The 18,389-nt window shown below is 64.3% G+C and carries 13 protein-coding genes; 7 read left to right on the top strand and 6 right to left on the bottom strand.

The genetic code is table 11. The annotated features are described in order from the left end of the window. Window positions 1-137 precede the first annotated feature (137 nt). From OG874_RS14200 to OG874_RS14190, 3 genes are all read right to left on the bottom strand, one after another. Window positions 138-854: a metal-dependent hydrolase gene (locus tag OG874_RS14200; RefSeq protein WP_330255604.1), complete on the bottom strand. Its 717-nt coding sequence runs from the start codon at window positions 852-854 to the stop codon at window positions 138-140. Between the two features lie 44 nt (window positions 855-898). Then, the gene (locus OG874_RS14195) at window positions 899-1,258 is read right to left on the bottom strand and encodes a DUF4913 domain-containing protein (RefSeq protein WP_330255603.1); all 360 of its coding nucleotides are present in this window, start codon (window positions 1,256-1,258) and stop codon (window positions 899-901) included. Between the two features lie 87 nt (window positions 1,259-1,345). Then, the gene (locus OG874_RS14190; protein WP_330255602.1) at window positions 1,346-3,604 is read right to left on the bottom strand and encodes a serine/threonine-protein kinase; all 2,259 of its coding nucleotides are present in this window, start codon (window positions 3,602-3,604) and stop codon (window positions 1,346-1,348) included. Window positions 3,605-3,790: 186 nt separating this feature from the next. On the opposite strand from OG874_RS14190, the gene OG874_RS14185 reads away from it, so the two are divergent. Continuing rightward, window positions 3,791-4,345, top strand: coding sequence for a cysteine hydrolase family protein (locus tag OG874_RS14185; protein ID WP_330255601.1), 555 nt, complete (start codon window positions 3,791-3,793; stop codon window positions 4,343-4,345). A gap of 55 nt (window positions 4,346-4,400) precedes the next feature. Here OG874_RS14185 and katG read toward each other — a convergent pair whose 3' ends face one another. Further along, on the bottom strand, window positions 4,401-6,629 hold the full coding sequence (gene katG, locus OG874_RS14180) for a catalase/peroxidase HPI (RefSeq protein WP_330255600.1): 2,229 nt from the start codon (window positions 6,627-6,629) through the stop codon (window positions 4,401-4,403). Window positions 6,630-6,669: 40 nt separating this feature from the next. Next, complete coding sequence (locus OG874_RS14175; protein ID WP_442943400.1) at window positions 6,670-7,086, bottom strand: Fur family transcriptional regulator; 417 nt, start codon at window positions 7,084-7,086, stop codon at window positions 6,670-6,672. A gap of 893 nt (window positions 7,087-7,979) precedes the next feature. Here OG874_RS14175 and OG874_RS14170 point away from each other — a divergent pair. Together OG874_RS14170 and OG874_RS14165 are read left to right on the top strand one after the other, a co-directional pair. After that, window positions 7,980-10,334 (top strand): arylsulfatase, encoded by a 2,355-nt coding sequence (locus tag OG874_RS14170; protein WP_330255598.1) that lies wholly within the window; start codon window positions 7,980-7,982, stop codon window positions 10,332-10,334. 34 nt (window positions 10,335-10,368) lie between these two features. Next, on the top strand, window positions 10,369-10,599 hold the full coding sequence (locus OG874_RS14165; protein WP_330255597.1) for a formylglycine-generating enzyme family protein: 231 nt from the start codon (window positions 10,369-10,371) through the stop codon (window positions 10,597-10,599). Here OG874_RS14165 and OG874_RS14160 read toward each other — a convergent pair. Continuing rightward, a complete protein-coding gene (locus tag OG874_RS14160) occupies window positions 10,562-11,086 on the bottom strand; it encodes a SulP family inorganic anion transporter (RefSeq protein WP_330255596.1) in 525 nt (174 codons plus the stop codon). The two genes, OG874_RS14165 and OG874_RS14160, sit on opposite strands and share 38 nt — an antisense overlap. A gap of 868 nt (window positions 11,087-11,954) precedes the next feature. On the opposite strand from OG874_RS14160, the gene yczE reads away from it, so the two are divergent. From yczE to OG874_RS14140, 4 genes are all read left to right on the top strand, one after another. Next, a complete protein-coding gene (gene yczE, locus OG874_RS14155; RefSeq protein ID WP_330255595.1) occupies window positions 11,955-12,587 on the top strand; it encodes a membrane protein YczE in 633 nt (210 codons plus the stop codon). Between the two features lie 214 nt (window positions 12,588-12,801). Continuing rightward, complete coding sequence (locus OG874_RS14150; RefSeq protein ID WP_330255594.1) at window positions 12,802-14,277, top strand: flavin-containing monooxygenase; 1,476 nt, start codon at window positions 12,802-12,804, stop codon at window positions 14,275-14,277. 3 nt (window positions 14,278-14,280) lie between these two features. Beyond that, a complete protein-coding gene (locus OG874_RS14145) occupies window positions 14,281-15,975 on the top strand; it encodes a GMC family oxidoreductase (protein WP_330255593.1) in 1,695 nt (564 codons plus the stop codon). Between the two features lie 142 nt (window positions 15,976-16,117). Beyond that, the gene (locus OG874_RS14140) at window positions 16,118-18,346 is read left to right on the top strand and encodes a molybdopterin oxidoreductase family protein (protein ID WP_330255592.1); all 2,229 of its coding nucleotides are present in this window, start codon (window positions 16,118-16,120) and stop codon (window positions 18,344-18,346) included. Window positions 18,347-18,389 lie beyond the last annotated feature (43 nt).

The following is an 18,389-nucleotide window of genomic DNA, read 5'->3' as shown; positions in this document are numbered from 1 at the left end:
CACCGTGAGGCGGCATTGTTGGATGCCGCACTACACGCGATCTTGCTCGGTGGGCTGGCTCCGGACACCCGGGCCGGTGCGATCGCCGTCCCGTTCTCCACTGGTTCGGGGGAGCAGGTCGCCCTGCTCCCCGCACGTCATGGATTGACGGTGAACACGTGCCACAGCAGCGCGAGCGTCGCCAAGGTGAACAGGGGCGAAAGCACCCAGGTTTCGACCTTGTTCCCGGTGCGCTCGATCACCGGCACGCTGGTACGCAGCGAGAACGGCCAGAACAGTCGGCAGCCTTTATCGGTGAGGCAATCACCGAAGAGGTGTGCCAGCGCGCCGAGTCCGACAGCGAACGGCAGCCATGCCGGTTTATCGGTGATCCAGTGATCCATCGCGAACGTGCCCGCGACCGCGAGGATGACGACCGTGCCCCACGCCGCGATCCCGTCCCCGGAGGGGCACAGGTGCAGTGCCTTGACCGCCAGTGCGAGCAAGAAGAAGACCAGTCCGAGCGTGAAATATCGTCCGAGCCAATGCTCGCCCGCCCAAGTCCCGAACGCGACGGCGATGACGAAGGCGAACGAATGTGTGGCGTGCCGATGCCCGCCGGATATCCAGGAGATCAATCGGCACAGGTGATAGGAGATCGGACCGAGCACATGCGCGATCGTGCCGTTCGGGTGGTCCGCGTCGGGTAAGAGCGCGGCTCCGGCAGTCAGAAATGTCCCGAGTAATACCTCGACCGCGCCGAGATGCGCGTCACCACTTGGTAATACCGGATAGACCAACGCCGAAATGGGCAGCGTCGCCGCCGCTACCGACCAGGCGAAAGCGCCACTGGTCGCATGTGAATGTCCTAGCACCGCATGAAGGTTAGTTGACCACAAGCTATTTCAAACAAACGCCACTAACCCGATGGTGAAAACGTATCGGGTGGAGGGGATTGCACCGCGAGTGGCCAGACGTGGTCGGTGTGCCCGTTGTGCATGGAACATCTGGCGAACGGTCCCTTCGGATCGAAGAGCACGCTCATATGGCTGTCGGCGTGGTCGAGGAACCAGAGTGAAAGTCCCAGATCGCCGTTGCGCCGGTAGAGCTCCCAGGATCGCCAGAGCGCGTCCAGGCGGACGACGGCCTCGGCGTGCCGCCACCATTCGGGGCACCAGGCCAGGCCGTCGTCGGCCACTTTGCGCCGGTAGACCAGGGATAGGTAGTTCTCGACGAACTCCACTACCGATCCATAGACCTGTGTCCTCTGCTCTTTCATGGCGCCCCCCGAGACCGTGGCATTCCAAACAGCTTCGAGAGTAGTCACGAAATCTACTGAGGTCCTTGGTGAAGTCTTTGCATGCGGCTATCGGGAGCGCCGGGAGCGCGGATTCACGATGCGGTCCAGGGCGTGCAGGTCGGATTCCAGTGCGTAGAAGACGCGCAGCGCGCCGACGAACGCGAAAAGGCTGACGACGCACAGGATAACGATGGGCGTGATCACCGTCTGCTGCTCGGCGGCATCGAGATAGACCAGCCCGCCCACGACCCCGATCAGCGGCACCGATGCGGCGATGCCGAGATAGATCCGACTGCGTCGAGCCAGCTGCCGCAACCGGACCGCCTCATCGGGGGTGCCGGGCGCGGAGCCGAGCAGACCCGGGTAGTACCAGCGCAGGACGAAGAACGTGACGGGGAAGTAGGAGTACACGACGGCGACTGCGGCCGCGACGAGATGGGACGCGATCAGATTGATCGTGAATCCCGCGGACAGGTCCGCGGTGTAGTGCAGCTGGGCCAGGAAGATGACCAGGGATAACGCCCAGCCGGTGAAGGCGACCACGGCGATGCGGTCGCCACAGGCGAGGGTGTCGGCGCGCGCATGCGCCAATGTCTGGTCGTCGAATTGTTTGCCGCGCCGCAGTCCGTCGGGGACCAGGAACACCAGGCGGCACCAATACAGCAGCGCGAGAATGCCGATCGGGTAGCCGATCGCGCCGATGAGGGTCGCGAGATGTTGGAGTCGGGTGCTCGCGTCCGAGGTGAGCACATCATCGAGGAGCCGAGTGTTGTGCGCCCAGAGATACAGGCCGCCGAGGAGCTGCCCGAGCGCGCTGGACAGCGTCACTACCGGCATCGGACGCATCTTGAGCTTGGCGCGGATGCTGCGCGACGGTGGATCGACGAGGTCGCGGGCGGTGCGGTCGAGCGTCAGGTCGAGCTGGTTGGCCAGTTCGGCGCCGGTCGCGAAGCGGTCGGCGGGATCGGGGGATAGGCAGGTGAGCAGGGTGTGCTGTAGTACGGATGGGCAGTCCTGCGGTATCTCTTCGGCGAAGCTGGCAGGGATGGGTTGGCGGCGCAGTTCGATCATGCGCTCGACGGAGGTATCCGATTCACCGGCGCTGCGTTCGTCGTCGAAGGGGAGTCGTCCGGTGAGCAGTTCCCACAGCACGACCGCGAGTGCGTAGAGGTCACTGCGGGTGTCGAGGTCCGCGGCGGTGGTGGTCATCGTCGGGTGGCAGGCCTCTAGCTGTTCGGGGGACATGTACGCCAGCGAGCCGCCGAAGTAGGCGGCGGGGCTGGCACCCGGGATGTGGCGGCTGAAGCTGATGTTGAAGTCGGCGAGCTTGGGTTGGCCGTCGACGGTGAGCAGTACGTTGGCGGGTTTGATATCGCGGTGCAGGACGCCGGCGCGGTTGGCGTAGTCCAATGCCGAGGCGAGCCGACTGCCGAGCCACGCAACGGTTTCCGGCCACGTGAGGCGCGCGAGTTCGGCACGGGTGCCGGACGGTTGCGGTTCGAGTACCCCGCCGCTGGCGGCGGCCTCGTCGACGGCGTCGAGCAGTAGTCGGCCGGTTTTGCCCTCGACGCCGGTTCGGCGTAGTAACCGGAGCACGCCGAGCAGGGTGCCGCCGGGCACGTACTGCATGTACATCAGTTTCAGATGCTGGTCGGTGATATGGCGTTGATCGAAGACTCGCACGATGTGCTCGTGGTCGAGTTGGGCCAGCGTCTGGCCTTCACTGCCGCGATCGTGGGAGATCTTGACCGCGACGAGCCGCTGCATCGAGCGCTGCCGGGCCAGGAAGACCCGCCCGAACGCGCCCTGGCCGAGCAGTATCAACATATCGAAATCGTCAACTGTCGCACCGGGATTGATGGTGTCGAGGGTGGCGGTGGCGGCCGGATCGGTCAGTAGTGTGGTCCGGAAATGGTCGGCATCGAGCCGTTCGGCGATCCGCGCCATCTGCAGGGAGTATCGCTGCTCGTACTCGGTGAGATCCAGGTCTTGGTCGAGTTGGCGTCGCGCGCTGATCTCCTCGTAGATGAGATCGGGCGGCAGTGGGGCACTGTCGAGTTCGGGAAATTCCGCCCGGTAGTCGTCGAGGCGTTTGCTTGCCTGTTTGCGTATCGACCGGTGCTGCAGATCCACCTTGATCAATTCGATCAGCGCCGATCGCCGCAACGCTCCCTCGGCCGGCAGGTGCGCGGCCAGCTCCGGTGGTTCGCTCGCGGCATCCCAGGCGCCCGTGAACGCGGCCACCGCCTGTGCCAGCACAGCCCGGGTCGCCGTTACACGATCCCCACCGTTTTCCGGTGGTACAGCGCCGAGCTGCGTATTCATCGTCGGCTCACTCGATCGGAGTTGGTGTCCCGGACAGACCCGAGAATATTCGATTATCGACGTCCGCCGGTGATCTTCGCCAGCCGAATTCGATGTACCCTCTGCGACATTCGGCTGTGGGGCCGCGATTGTCGGTGGTTGGGCCTACGTTGGTCCTAGTTCGTTCGACCGGATGAGGAGATCTGGATGACCACGCTGTCGGATCGGCGCAATACCGCGTTGCTGGTGATCGACGTCCAGAACGGTGTCGTGGCCGAAGCGCACGATCGTGACGCGGTTGTCGCCAATATCGGCACGCTCGTCGAGAAGGCCCGGGAGGAGGCGGTTCCGGTCATCTGGGTGCAGCATTCGGATGAGGAACTGGTGCCGGGTAGTGCGGTGTGGGAGTACGTGCCGGAGTTGGTGCGCGGGGAGTCGGAACCGTTGGTGCACAAGCGGTTCGGCGATTCCTTCGAGGACACCGGGCTGTCGGAGGTGCTGGCGAAGGCCGGTGTCGGACGTCTGGTGGTGACCGGTGCCGAGACCGATGCCTGTGTCCGGTCCACGATCCATGGCGCTTTCGCGCGTGGGTACGACGTGACCCTCGTCAGTGACGGTCATACGACGTTCGATAAGAGCGAGTGGGGCGCACCGCCGCCGGAGCAGGTCATCGCGCATACGAATCTTTATTGGCGGTATCAGACCGCGCCCGGACGCACGGCGGCCGTGGCGGCGACCAAGGATGTGTCGTTCCTGGACTGAGGAACGCACGACGCCCCGCGAACCGGGTCGGTTCGCGGGGCGTCGCATGAGGTGATCAGGCCAGGTCGAACCGGTCCAGGTTCGATACCTTGGTCCACGCGGCGGCGAAGTCCTCGACGAACTTCTGCTTCGCGTCATCGGTCGCGTAGACCTCGGCGAGCGCGCGCAGCTGCGAGTTCGATCCGAAGACCAGATCGACGCGGCTGCCGGTCCACTTGACCGCACCGGTGCTGCGGTCCTTGCCCTCGTAGGTGCCTTCGTCGCCCGACGGCTCCCACTGCGTGCCCATATCGAGCAGGTTCACGAAGTAGTCGTTGGTCAACGACCCGGGGTTGTCGGTGAGGACGCCCAGCGGCGACTGCTTGTAGTTCGCGCCGAGCACACGCAGGCCACCGACGAGGACCGTCAGCTCCGGAGCGCTGAGGGTCAGCAGGTTCGCCTTGTCGATCAGCAGGTACTCGGCGGGGAGGCGGCTGCCCTTGCCGAGGTAGTTGCGGAACCCGTCGGCGGTCGGCTCGAGTGCGGAGAAGGACTCCACATCGGTCTGCTCCTGCGTGGCGTCGGTGCGGCCCGGCGTGAACGGTACCGCGATGTCGTATCCGGCATTCTTGGCGGCCTGTTCGACCGCCGCGGCACCGCCGAGTACAACGAGATCGGCGAACGACACCTTCGTGTTGCCGGTCTGGGCGGAGTTGAAGGACTCCTGGATCCCTTCGAGCGTGCGCACCACTTGGGCGAGCTCGTCGGGCTCGTTGACCTCCCAACCACTTTGCGGTTGCAGGCGAAGACGTCCACCGTTGGCGCCACCACGCTTGTCGCTGCCGCGGAACGACGACGCCGCCGCCCACGCGGTCGAAACCAGCTGTGCGACAGTCAGACCCGAGGACAGGATCTGGCTCTTCAGTGCGGCGATATCGGCCGCACCGATGAGGTCGTTGGTCACGGCGGGGACCGGGTCCTGCCACAGCAGGGTCTCCTGGGGCACCTCCGGTCCGAGGTAGCGGACCTTGGGGCCCATATCGCGGTGGGTCAGCTTGTACCACGCCTTGCCGAATGCCTCGGTGAGCTCCTCGGGGTGCTCGAGCCAGCGACGGGTGATCTGCTCGTAGATCGGGTCGACGCGCAGCGAGAGGTCCGTGGTCAGCATGACCGGCGGGTGGCTCTTCGACGAGTCGTGGGCATCGGCCACGGTGCCGGCCCCGGCGCCGTCCTTGGGGATGTACTGCCAGGCGCCAGCGGGGCTCTTGGTCTTCTCCCACTCGTAGCCGTACAGGGTCTCGAGGAAGCTGTTGTCCCACGTGGTGGGGGTGGGCGTCCAGGTGCCCTCGAGGCCACTGGTGATCGCGTCCTTGCCGACGCCGGTGCCGAAGGCGCTCTTCCAGCCAAGGCCCTGCTCTTCGAGCGGGGCGGCCTCGGGCTCGGGGCCGACGAGGTCGGCGTCGCCGGCGCCGTGGGTCTTGCCGAAGGTGTGGCCGCCGACGATGAGCGCGGCGGTCTCCTCGTCGTTCATGGCCATGCGGCGGAACGTCTCGCGGATGTCGACGGCGGCGAGCTGCGGATCCGGATTGCCGTTGGGGCCCTCCGGGTTCACGTAGATCAGACCCATCTGGACCGCGGCGAGCGGGTTCTCCAGGTCGCGGCTACCGGTGTAGCGCTCGTCGCCGAGCCAGGTCTGCTCGGGACCCCAGTAGACGTCCTCTTCGGGCTCCCACTGGTCGACGCGACCGCCGCCGAAGCCGAAGGTGGGGAAGCCCATCGACTCCAACGCGACGTTGCCCGCGTAGACGATCAGGTCGGCCCAGGACAGCTTCTTGCCGTACTTCTGCTTGACCGGCCACAGCAGGCGACGGGCCTTGTCGAGGCTCGCGTTGTCGGGCCAGCTGTTGAGCGGCGCGAACCGCTGCATACCGGCGCCGGCTCCGCCGCGGCCATCGTTGATGCGGTAGGTGCCTGCGGCGTGCCAGGCCATCCGGATGAACAACGGGCCGTAGTGGCCGTAGTCGGCGGGCCACCAGTCCTGCGAGGTGGTCATGACCTCTTCGATGTCCTGCTTTACGGCAGCGAGGTCGAGGGTCTTGAATTCCGCGGCGTAGTTGTAGTCCTCGCTGAACGGGTTGGCCACGGCCGGATTCTTCTGCAGGATCTTCAGGTTGAGCTGGTTGGGCCACCAGTCGCGGTTGCTGCCGCCCTCGGTCGGGTACTTGAGTCGACCGGATGTTACGGGGCAACCACCGGCGGCGGGTTCCGTATTGGCCTCTCCAATGGGCGGGTGTACCTCAGACACGGCAAATTCCTTTCGGGGGAGTGAGTGAATCGGGCTGTGATTACGGGTGTGGTAGCGACGTCTGTAGTGCCGAGCAGTCGGCGCACAGACCCCAGTAAATGACCTCGGCCTCGTCCAGGGCGAAACCGTTGGTGTCCGAGGCGGTGAGGCAGGGTGCTTCGCCGACGGCGCAGTCGACGTCGGCGATGACGCCGCATGACCGGCAGACGACGTGGTGGTGGTTGTCTCCGACGCGGGTTTCGTAGCGTGCGACCGAACCCATGGGCTGGATGCGTCGGAGCAGGCCCGCGCCGGTCAGTGCGCGTAGTACGTCGTATACGGCCTGATGGGATACCGCGCCGAGCGATTCGCGCACGTGACCGAGGATCGAGTCCGTATCGGAGTGGGGATGGTTGTGCACCGCGGTCAGCACCGCGACTCGTGGTGCTGTCACACGTAGCGAAGCCCCGCGCAGCATGCGCTCGAATTCCGAGTTCGTGGACACGTTCTAAAGTATGAACCATTCAAGTATCGGGCGCGAGTGGTTTGGCCAACTTTTTTCTGAACATGCGGCGACCTGACCATGCCGGGTCTTCGGTGACAGCACGGCTCGCGGGAGGTCAGGGCTGCGGGCGGCTGTATGCGTCGCGGTGATCAGGGGAGTGTCGAGCGAGTGATGCAGTGAGGGCGCGGTGGGGTCGCTGGGTGGGCGGTCGCGCCCGCGGGCACTGAGGCGGCTACGAAGCTTTAGTTGACATAATGTTGATTATCGGCGTTACAACGGAGGTGCTGGGAGTGGGTGGCTCTACCTGTATGACGTTGGTATGTACCAGGTTTCGGGCTTCGGCTCGCTGAGTGCTGGCCTGCTACCCGTGTACTGTGCGCGGAAATGTGCGTTCCGTTTGCGTGGTCATCCCCTTGGCCCACGATTTGTCCGATGGAAATATTCCGGTGAAACTCGAATCTTGGCGGATAAACGTTGGATCGGCTCGAGGTCTGTTTCAAGGCCGTTGACCTCGACTCCCCCTCCGTATATCGGACACCCTCAAAACGTCACTGTGACGTTTTGAGGGTGTCCGATATACCAAGCTTTTCATCCAACTCCATAAGGGAATCCCTTCCGGTCGGTACTCTTTATGGATACAGACGGTGCTGATCAGCGTTTTTCTGGACATCACTCCACGAGTGATGTGGCCATCGCACGTCGGCTCGAACACCGAACCCGAACCCCGAACCGCGGTATCGCCGGCGGCGGGAGTGTCCATTGCGGTCGTAACGGCCGCGAGTGTCGGCGCGCGCACGGCATGAGGTCCGGAATCCCGGACGACAGGATGACAACGGTGAACGAACAGCTCTCGCAGCTGGAGGTGGATGGTGGCCAAGAAATTCGAGGGACATATCGCGCTCGATATCCGTGATTCGGTACCCAACTGGGGGCCTTACGCGGAGCCGACGGCGCCGCAGGGCGCGCCGAATGTGCTGTATCTGGTGTGGGACGACATCGGGATCGCTACCTGGGACTGTTACGGCGGTCTGGTCGATATGCCGAATATGAAACGCATCGCCGATCGTGGTGTCCGGTTCACGCAGTTTCACACCACCGCACTGTGTTCACCGAGCCGCGCCTCCTTGCTGACCGGCCGGAATGCGACCTCGGTCGGTATGGCGACCATCGAGGAATTCACCGATGGATTTCCGGGGATGTGCGGGCGTATACCGGCTGAAACCGCGTTGTGCTCGGAGGTGCTCGCCGAGCGAGGCTGGAACACCTACGCCGTCGGCAAATGGCATATGACGCCGCTGGAGGAGGAGAATCTGGCTGCCTCGAAGCGACATTGGCCGCTGGGGCGTGGGTTCGAACGGTTCTACGGTTTCCTGGGCGGAGAGGCCGACCAGTGGTATCCGAATCTGGTGTACGACAACCATCCGGTCTCGCAGCCGTCCGCACCGGAAGATGGATATCACCTGTCGAAGGATCTGGCCGACAAGTCGATCGAGTTCATTCGCGACGCGAAGATGATCGCCCCCAACAAGCCCTGGTTCATGTACCTGTGCCCGGGGTGCGGGCATGCTCCGCACCACGTGGCCCAGGAATGGGCCGACAAGTATCGCGGCCGGTTCGACATGGGCTATGAGAAGTATCGCGAGATCGTGCTGGAGAACCAGAAGCGCATGGGTCTGGTGCCGGAGAACACCGAATTGTCGCCCATGAACCCGTATTCCAATGCCACCAGTGCGGACGGCAAACCGTGGCCGGCGCAGGACACGGTGCGCGCGTGGGATTCGCTGTCGGAGGACGAGAAGCGGCTGTTCCGACGGCAGGCAGAGGTGTTCGCCGGATACCTGTCCTACACCGACGCGCAGATCGGCCGACTGCTGGACTACCTCGAGGAAAGCGGCCAACTGGACAACACCATTATCGTCACCTTCTCGGACAACGGTGCCAGCGGCGAGGGCGGTCCGAATGGTTCGGTGAACGAGATGAAGTTCTTCAACGGCTACATCGACACGATCGAGGAGAGTTTGGCGAAGCTCGACGAGCTGGGTTCGCCGACCACCTACAACCATTACAGCATTGGCTGGGCGATGGCGTTCAACACCCCGTACAAGCTGTACAAGCGGTATGCCTCGCACGAAGGCGGCATCGCCGACCCGTGCGTCATGTCGTGGCCCGCCGGGATGGCGGCGCGCGGGGAGGTGCGCAACCAATACCTCAGTGTCTGCGATATCACCCCCACTGTCTACGAACTGCTCGGCATCACTCCCCCGGACAGGGTGAAGAATGTGGAGCAGCGTCCCTTGGAAGGCGTCAGTTTCCGGGCGCTGCTCGATGACGCGAACGCGGACACCGGCAAGGACACGCAGTTCTATTCGATGCTGGGCACGCGCGGCATCTGGCATCGCGGGTGGTTCGCCGACACCGTTCACGCGGCCTGCCCGTCCGGCTGGGGACATTTCGACAAAGATCGCTGGGAACTGTTCCATATCGAGCAGGACCGCAGCCAGATGCACGACCTGGCCGATACTCATCCCGAGAAGCTGGAGGAGATGAAGGCGCTGTGGTTCTCGGAGGCCGCGAAGTACAACGGAATGCCGCTCAACGACCTCGACATCGTCTCCGCCTTGACCCGCTACCGCCCGACATACGCCACCGATCGGGACAACTACGTCTACTACCCGGGCAGCACGGAGGTGGGACCGGGCGCGGCGCTGGAGATTCATGGGCGTTCGTTCGCGCTACTCGCCGAGACGACGATCACCAGCCCGGATGCGCAGGGAGTGCTTTTCGCCCATGGCGGACGTCTTGGTGGGCACACCCTGTTCCTCCAGGACGGGCGCCTGTACTACATCTACAACTTCCTCGGTGACGAAGAACAGACCATCGTCTCCGACCGCCCGGTACCGCTCGGCGATCATATTCTCGGGGTTCGGTACGAACGGCACGGCACCCGTGCCGACAATTTCACGCCTACCGGCGAGGCCATCTTGTACATCGACGAAAACGCGGTGGGCTCACTCGACAACATGCGGACCCAGCCCGTCACCTTCTCCGGTGTGGGGGAAGGAGTCTGTGTGGGCCGGGACAGCGGTCAGTCCGTTTCCGCGCGCTACCGGTCGCCGTTTCCCTTTACCGGGGGAACGATGCGCCAGGTCGTCGCGGATGTGACCGGGAAACCGTACGAGGACCTGGAAATGGCGGCGGCCGCGGCATTTTCGCGCGATTGAGGCGACCGTCCATGCGCGATTGAGGCGACCGTCCATGGCTACCGCGATCCGCGCCGATGTGCGGCGTGGCATGGTCCGGATATCCGGCGGCGATTTCGCGATCGGATCGGAGGCGTTCTTCCCGGAAGAACGGCCGGTGCATCGGGTGCGGGTCGTTTCGTTCTGGATCGACCCGCACCCGGTGACCAACGCGGCGTTCCGGCGCTTCGTGAAGCAGATCGGATACGTCACGCTCGCCGAACGTCTGCTCGCGGCCGAGGATTAACCGGGCGCGGAGCCGGAGAACCTGGTACCTGGTGGGCTGGTGTTCCGGCCCACCAGGCAACCGGTGCCGTTGGACGATTGGCGGCGCTGGTGGTGCCCTGCCCCAGGGGCGAACTGAAGAAGTCCGCGAGGCCCTGTAACCGCACCAGCGCCGCGACGAGGTAGAGCGCTCCCGCCATGATCGACAACAGCGCTGCCAGCATCGCGGCACGGCCCGGATCGCCCCCGGCCGGACCACGCACCGCCTTGAACGTCAGGACCGCCAATGTGGCGGAGGGGCCAACGGCGATGTGCCGGGTGGAGGTCACGAGACTGAACAGAGCCGCCGCACCGACCGCGGTGTACAGGCCCGTAACCGGTTGCAGTCCGGCAACGGCGCCATATGCCAGCCCCTGCGGTACAAGGGTCGCCGCGGCCACCAGATCTTCCCGCAGCGAATGTGCGGAGTAGTCGTGCGGCTGACCTGCGGGCGGCAGTAATTCCGTCAACGCGCGCCGACCTCTGCACACCCTTGAAATCATGAACCCGCTCGCATCGTTTGCGAATAATTGATTTCGAAACTAATTGCATGACCGGCAACGATCGAATTCCCCTATGAAACGCGGATAATGGCTGGAGAATTCTTTGTCCATGACACATGGTTGACCGAGAGGAGGCAGCCCAGACGCTGGGTGGCGAACGAGGCCGAATTCATTCAACGGCCCGGCGAGCCCGAGACGCCTGTTCTCTTTCCCGATCATCCGCGTCCGCGATGGCTCTCGCGCGCGATGAGCACCGCTGGTGGCGCGAGGGACTCCCCCGGGCGCGGCGATCTCAGATGCAGAAGCTGAGGACTATGAACCCGAGCGGGACGCTGAGGCAGATTGCCACCGAACCCGCAGGAGTGGGCGCAGGTGCCGCAGCGGGCGACGGCGATGGCGCAGCGGCAGACGCCGATGGAGCGGCAAATGTACAGACTGACAGGGAGATGAGGATTGCGGCGAGCGCCGCGGCAAACTTGGTAGCCATTGTAATATTCCTTGCTTATTGGGTGTGACGGCCGATAAGTGATGACTCCCTCCGTAAAATGCGGCGACTGTCGGTACAGATTTTCCGCTGGTGTCGCGACCGAGACAAGTGCATATAGTCACTTCGGGAAGCGGCGCGGTGGAATAGTTCGAAATAAAGTACCTCGGGGTTAATAGTAACCCGAATCGGTGATATCCGATATCGTCGCAGTGCCCAGCCCGAACCGAAGGCGCCGAAATACCCTCAATCGGTTAGGTCTGGATCGGTTCTCAGGTCTGGGCCTGTTATGGGGCCAGTGGTTGGGGATTGGCTCTGTTTCGAGGGGCCAGTTGTCGCCATGCTGGGTTGATGTTGGTTCGGCGGTTGGTGGCGCTCTATGTCGGGTTGTGGTTGTACGGGTTTTCGATGGCGGTGATGATTCGGGCGGGGCTCGGGTTGGATCCATGGGATGTGTTTCATCAAGGAGTGGCTGGGCAGGTGCCGATCAGTTTCGGTGCGGTGACGGCGGTGACCGGCGTCGCGGTGCTGTTGGCGTGGATTCCGTTGCGGCAGTGGCCCGGTCTGGGGACGGTGAGCAATGTCGTGGTGATCGGGGTGTCGGTCGATGTCGGGTTGTGGATGTTGCCGGCATGGGATTCGCTGCCGATCCGTATCGGCGCCATGGGAGCCGCAGTGGTGTTGAATGCGGTGGCCACGGTGCTGTACATCGGTGCGGGTATGGGGCCGGGGCCGCGGGATGGACTGATGACTGGACTGGTTCGGCGGACCGGGTGGTCGGTGCGGTTGGTGCGGACCGGGATCGAGGTGTCGGTGTTGACGACCGGATGGCTGTTGGGTGGCAGTGTCGGTGTCGGAACGGTGGTGTACGCGTTCGGGATCGGGCCATTGATCCAGTTGCTGATTCCATTTGCGAATCGGTATCTTCCGGGATTTCAGGCAGATCGAAAGATTGAACCCGACGCGGTCCCCGTGGCGCCGTGAGTTCGCGGCGGCGCCTTGGTGACGCACTCGAATTGCCTTGAATGGCAAGCGGATACCGCGAAACCCACTCCCCTCACCCTCCGGCTACCTCGCCGTAAATCGTCACAGTGACAGTTTGTGGCGGGGTCGGTCCGCGCTCGGATGGCCGAAAATGTTGATTTTGTGGCCGCGGCGCTCTCTCGGCAACCGGGTCGCCGTTCCTACAGTTGTCGACATGACTCGCACTCCGTCTGTGCTCATCGTCGGCGCCGGCTTCGGCGGTCTCGCGGCCGCGCTCGAGCTGAAGCGTCGCGGTTACGACGAGTTCACGATCATCGACAAGGCCGACGGGCTCGGCGGCGTCTGGCGGGACAACACCTATCCGGGCGCCGCCTGTGACGCGCCGTCGGATCTGTATTCGTTCTCCTTCGCCCCGAACGCGCACTGGCCCAAGCGATTCGCCGAGCAACCCGACATCCTCGGATACATGCGTGATATCGCGCGGCGCCACGACCTGGACAAGCACATGCGGTTCGGTGTGGAGGTCGCCGCGGCGGATTTCGATGCCGACCGTGGGGTGTGGCAGGTGCGCACGACCACCGATGAGGTCCTCGAAGCGGAGGTGTTCGTACCCGCCGTCGGTCAGCTGTCGCGTCCGGTGTGGCCCAGCATCGCGGGCATGGATTCGTTCACCGGGGCTGGCTTCCATTCAGCGCGGTGGGATCACGATGTCGAGCTGACCGGCAAGCGCGTCGCGATCATCGGTACCGGCGCGAGCGCCATCCAGATCATTCCGGCGATTCAGCCGAAGGTCGGGCAGTTGACGGTCTTTCAGCGGTCAGCGCCGTGGATCATCCCGAAGATCGAGAGCTATTACGCCCCACCGAAACTCAACGCGCTGGACAAACTGTCCCTCGCGACGAAGTTCCCGCTGATCCAGCGCGCGGAGCGGTTCGGCTGGTATTCGTTCTACGAGTTGGTGACCTCCGGGTTGGAGGGCAATGGGCGCATTGCCGACATCCTCTCCGGGTGGGCGAACCGGCATCGTGCGGCGCAGATCTCCGATCCCGAGTTGCTGGCGAAGATGACGCCGGACTACGCGGCGGGGTGTAAGCGCGGCCTGATGGCCAGCAACTACTATCCGGCGGTCTCGCAACCGAATGTGCAGGTGGAGACCTCGCGCATCGCCGAGATCACGCCGACCGGGGTGCGTACCGAGGACGGCGCGCTGTACGAGGTCGATGTGATCGTCTACTGCACCGGCTTCAAGGCCACGGAGTTCTTGGCGCCGATGGCGATTCGTGGAATCGGCGGTAAGGAGCTGCGCGAGGTGTGGTCCGACGGTGCGCGCGCGTACCAGGGCTTGACCGTGCCGTACTTCCCCAACATGTTCATCATGTACGGGCCGAATACCAATCTCGGTGCGGGTTCGATCATCTACATGCACGAGCGCCAGGCCCGCTATCTGCGTCAGGCCATCGAGCATCTGTGTGGCAGCGACGGTTATCTCGCGGTGAAGCCGGAGGTGGAGGCGCGCTTCGACGAGGAAATCCAGGGGCGGCTCGAACATACGGTGTGGACGAAGTGCACCAGCTGGTATCGGGAGGCCAGCGGTCGAGTGTCGACGAACTGGCCGGGGCGGATGAGTGAGTACGACAAGCGCACACATTTCGATGCCCGTGACTACGACCTGGTTCGCACCGGAAGGTAATGCATGACGCACTATGACGTGCTGGTGATCGGTTCGGGCTTCGGCGGCAGTGTCACCGCGCTGCGGTTGACCGAGAAGGGTTACCGGGTCGGTGTGCTGGAGACCGGCCGCCGTTTCGCCGATGACGAGTTCGCCGAGAACTCCTGGCATCTGAAGGAGTATCTGTGGGCGCCGAAGTTGGGTTGCTTCGGTATTCAGCGGATGACGTTGCTGAACGACACCTTCGTCATGAGCGGTTCCGGTGTCGGCGGTGGTTCGCTGGTGTACGCGAATACGTTGTACGAGGCGCCGGATACCTTCTATGGCGATAAGCAGTGGGCGCACATCACCGATTGGAAGTCCGAGCTCGCGCCGCACTACGACCAGGCGATGCGGATGCTGGGTGTCACGACGAATCCTGCGACGACGCCATCGGATCGGGTGTTGCGCGAGGTCGCCGATGATATGGGTATCGGCGACACCTACCGTCGCACGCCGGTCGGAGTGTTGTTCGCGGACAAGGAGACTCGGCCCGGCGCCGAGGTCGCGGATCCGTTCTTCGGTGGTGTCGGACCGCGGCGACGGTCGTGCACCCACTGTGGCGAATGTATGACCGGGTGTCGGCACGGGGCGAAGAACACACTGGTGAAGAATTACTTGTATCTGGCGGAAAAAGCGGGAGCCACGGTGCATCCGCTGACCACCGCCGTGACGGTGCGGCCACTGACCGGCGGCGGATATGCGGTCGATACCGTGCGCACCGGGCGTTGGCTGCGCAAGGCACGCCAGAGGTTCACCGCCGAGCAGGTGGTGTTCTCGGCTGCGGCTCTCGGCACTCAACAGTTGCTGCACAATCTGCGGGATCGTGGTGTGCTGCCGAAGATTTCGCCGCGGCTGGGGCATCTGGCGCGGACGAATTCGGAGGCGGTGCTGGCAGCCCGATCGCGGGACCAGGATTCGGATTTCACGAAGGGGGTCGCGATCACCTCGTCGATCCACCCGAACGCACACACCCATGTCGAGCCGGTGCGCTACGGCAAGAACAGTAATTTCATGGGTCTGCTGACGACGGTGCTCGTCGATGGACAGGAGGGTAAGCGGCGCTGGATGCTCGGTGCGCGTGAGTTGGTGCGGCATCGGCGGGATCTGGTGCGGATGCACAATCCGGCGCACTGGTCCGAGCGGATGATCGGGCTGCTGGTCATGCAGAATCTGGACAACTCGATCATCACCTACAACAAGCGCGGGGTGTTCGGCCGGCGGATGTCCACCAAACCCGGTGCGGGGCAAGCGCCGCCGGCGTGGATTCCGGAGGGCAACGAGGTCGCCCGGCGGGTCGCCGAGAAGATCAACGGTATTCCGCAGGGGTCCTGGACCGAGATGGTGAACATCCCGATCACCGGGCATTTCATCGGTGGCTGCGCGATCGGCGACTCCCCCGACACCGGCGTCGTCGATCCGTATCAGCGGCTCTATGGCTACGAGGGCCTGCACATCGTGGACGGTTCGGCGATCTCGGCGAATCTCGGCGTGAACCCGTCGTTGACCATTACCGCCCAGGCCGAGCGCGCGATGTCGTTGTGGCCGAACAAGGGTGAACAAGACCAGCGGCCGCCGCTGGGCGCGCCGTATCGGCGCATCGATGCTGTCGCGCCGAAGAACCCGATTGTTCCGGCCGCCGCGCCCGCCGCGCTACGGTTGCCGATCACACCGGTGTGACGCGGTCTCGGCAGTCGTGGCCCGTTGCGCATACCCAGTGACTCCCTCGCAGAGGTTGGGCGCCCGTTGCGAAACGTGTACCCGCCGACATGATCCCGCTACGCTGAGACGGTAACTCTCTCAATGTTGTGGAGGAACACCCATGAGCACAGCGTCGGGTGGGCGTGCTACCACCATCGCTCGGCAATGCACATTGTGTGAGGCGCACTGCGGGATTCTGGTGACCGTCGACGGGGATCAGGTCACGCGGATCGAGGGCAATCCGGATGATGTGCTGTCGCAGGGATATATCTGCCCGAAGGCGACGGCGATGGGTGGGCTGCACCATGATCCGGATCGGTTGCGCACGCCGGTGCGGCGCGTCGGTGACCGGTTCGAGCCGATCGGGTGGGACGAGGCGTTCGGCGAGATCGGGAAGCGGCTGCGGCAGGTGCGCGGCGAGCACGGGCCCAGCGCGATCGGGATGTACCTGGGTAATCCGGCGGCGCACAGCTCTTCGGTGATCTACGGCGGGCTGTTGCGTGCGGTGTTGTTGACGCGCAACTTCTTCTCGGCGTCGTCGATCGATCAGCTTCCGCAGGAGTTCGTGGCATGGCGGATGTTCGGGTCGAATGTGTTGATGCCGGTTGCCGATATCGATCGGACCGATCGACTGGTGATCATGGGCGCCAATCCGGCGGTGTCGAACGGGTCGGTGACCACGATGCCCAATGCGAAGCAGCGCATTCGGGAGGTACGCAAGCGCGGCAAGGTGGTCGTGATCGATCCGCGGCGCACCGAGACGGCGCGGCTGGCCGACGAGCATGTGGCCATCGCGCCCGGCGGTGATGTGTATCTGCTACTGGCCATGTTGCAGGTGCTGATCAGCGAAAACCTGTGTGACGAGCCCAAGATCCGGACGCAGTGCACGGGCTGGGACGAGTTGCGGGCACTGGTCGCCGAGGTCACTCCGGAAGTGGTCGCGCCGTTGGCCGGTGTCGACGCGGAGACGATTCGGCGGCTGGCGCGCGAGCACGCGGCGGCGGATTCCGCGTTGTTGTATGCCCGGATCGGGGTATGTCAGCAGGTGACGGGCACGCTGACGCATTGGCTGGTCAACACCATCAACGCGGTGACCGGCAATCTGGATCGGGCGGGCGGGCAGATGTTCGCGACACCGCCGATCGATGCGGCGCGGTTCATCAAGTACCTGCCGATGGGGCACGGGGCGTGGACGGATCGGTCCGGGGTCCACAAGTCGTTCCGTTCGGAGTTGCCGGTCGCGGTGCTGGCCGATGAAATTCTGACCCCGGGGCCAGGTCAGATTCGCGCGATGATCACCTACGCCGGGAATCCGGTGCTGTCGACACCACAGCGCGGCACACTCGACGCGGCGCTGGAGTCGTTGGATTTCTATGTGGCCGTGGACATGTACGTCACCGAGACGACACGGCACGCGGATATCATCCTGCCGCCGATCTCCCCGCTGGAGCGCGAGGATGTGAACATTCTTTTCCCGCTGTTCAGTGTGCGGAACAATCTGCGCTACGACGCGCGGGTCTTCGAACCACCGGCCGACGGACTCGAGGACTGGCAGATCATGGCGCGGATCATCACCGAGCTGGTGCCGGTGCCCGCGCGCCGGTTCACCACTCGCGCGCTCAATGCCGTGCTTGCGCAATTCAGTCCGATGCGGTTGGCGACGCTCGGCGTGGCCACCGGTCCCTACGGTGTGCTGCGGCGCGGGCGCAAAGGATTGACCGTCGCGAAGGTGCGTGCCGCGGCCGGGGGTGTCGATCTCGGTCCGCTGCAACCGCGCTTGCGTGCGCTGATCGGGACGAAGGACCGCAAGGTACACCTCGCGCCCGACGATTTCGTCACGGCCGCACGGGAATTGCTCGACGACGCACGCCGCGGCAAGGCGGTGACCACACCCGCCGAGGGCTACGACCTCAAACTCATCGGCCGCCGCCACCTGCGTAGCAACAACTCCTGGCTGCACAACGTCCCGTCGATGGTGAAAGGCCGCGACCGCTGTACCGCCCTCATGCATCCCAGCGACGCCACCGCACGCGCCCTCATCGACGGCACACCGGTCGCGGTCACCTCCCGCACCGGCTCGATCGTGGTGACCCTCGAGGTCAGCGACGACATCCGCCCCGGCACCATCGCCATCCCGCACGGCTGGGGCCACCGTGAACCCGGTGTCGGCTGGCAGGTAGCCGCCGCCCTGCCCGGCGCGAATGTGAATCTGCTGCACGACCCAGCACTCACCGACACCCTCTCCGGCAATGCCGCGGTCAACAACACCTGGGTCACGGTGACTCCGGCGCCCTCGGCGGTTCCGTCCACGTCGGCGGATCTCGATCATCAGCCCGCACCGACCCGGTAGCCCCCAGCAACGGGCAGGACGCGATCGGCAGTTTCCACGCCGC

Source organism: Nocardia sp. NBC_00565 (assembly GCF_036345915.1).
Classification (GTDB): domain Bacteria; phylum Actinomycetota; class Actinomycetes; order Mycobacteriales; family Mycobacteriaceae; genus Nocardia.
Note: the sequence above shows the minus strand (reverse complement) of the source record. Positions and strands in the feature narration are given on the sequence as shown.

What these genes read in the sequence shown, in the direction of transcription:
- OG874_RS14195 (WP_330255603.1), bottom strand. Translation starts at nt 1,258, where the DNA reads ATGAAAGAGCAGAGGACACAGGTCTATGGATCGGTAGTGGAGTTCGTC.
- OG874_RS14190 (WP_330255602.1), bottom strand. Translation starts at nt 3,604, where the DNA reads ATGAATACGCAGCTCGGCGCTGTACCACCGGAAAACGGTGGGGATCGT.
- OG874_RS14185 (WP_330255601.1), top strand. Translation starts at nt 3,791, where the DNA reads ATGACCACGCTGTCGGATCGGCGCAATACCGCGTTGCTGGTGATCGAC.
- OG874_RS14175 (WP_442943400.1), bottom strand. Translation starts at nt 7,086, where the DNA reads ATGCTGCGCGGGGCTTCGCTACGTGTGACAGCACCACGAGTCGCGGTG.
- OG874_RS14170 (WP_330255598.1), top strand. Translation starts at nt 7,980, where the DNA reads ATGGTGGCCAAGAAATTCGAGGGACATATCGCGCTCGATATCCGTGAT.
- OG874_RS14165 (WP_330255597.1), top strand. Translation starts at nt 10,369, where the DNA reads ATGGCTACCGCGATCCGCGCCGATGTGCGGCGTGGCATGGTCCGGATA.
- yczE (WP_330255595.1), top strand. Translation starts at nt 11,955, where the DNA reads ATGTTGGTTCGGCGGTTGGTGGCGCTCTATGTCGGGTTGTGGTTGTAC.
- OG874_RS14150 (WP_330255594.1), top strand. Translation starts at nt 12,802, where the DNA reads ATGACTCGCACTCCGTCTGTGCTCATCGTCGGCGCCGGCTTCGGCGGT.
- OG874_RS14145 (WP_330255593.1), top strand. Translation starts at nt 14,281, where the DNA reads ATGACGCACTATGACGTGCTGGTGATCGGTTCGGGCTTCGGCGGCAGT.
- OG874_RS14140 (WP_330255592.1), top strand. Translation starts at nt 16,118, where the DNA reads ATGAGCACAGCGTCGGGTGGGCGTGCTACCACCATCGCTCGGCAATGC.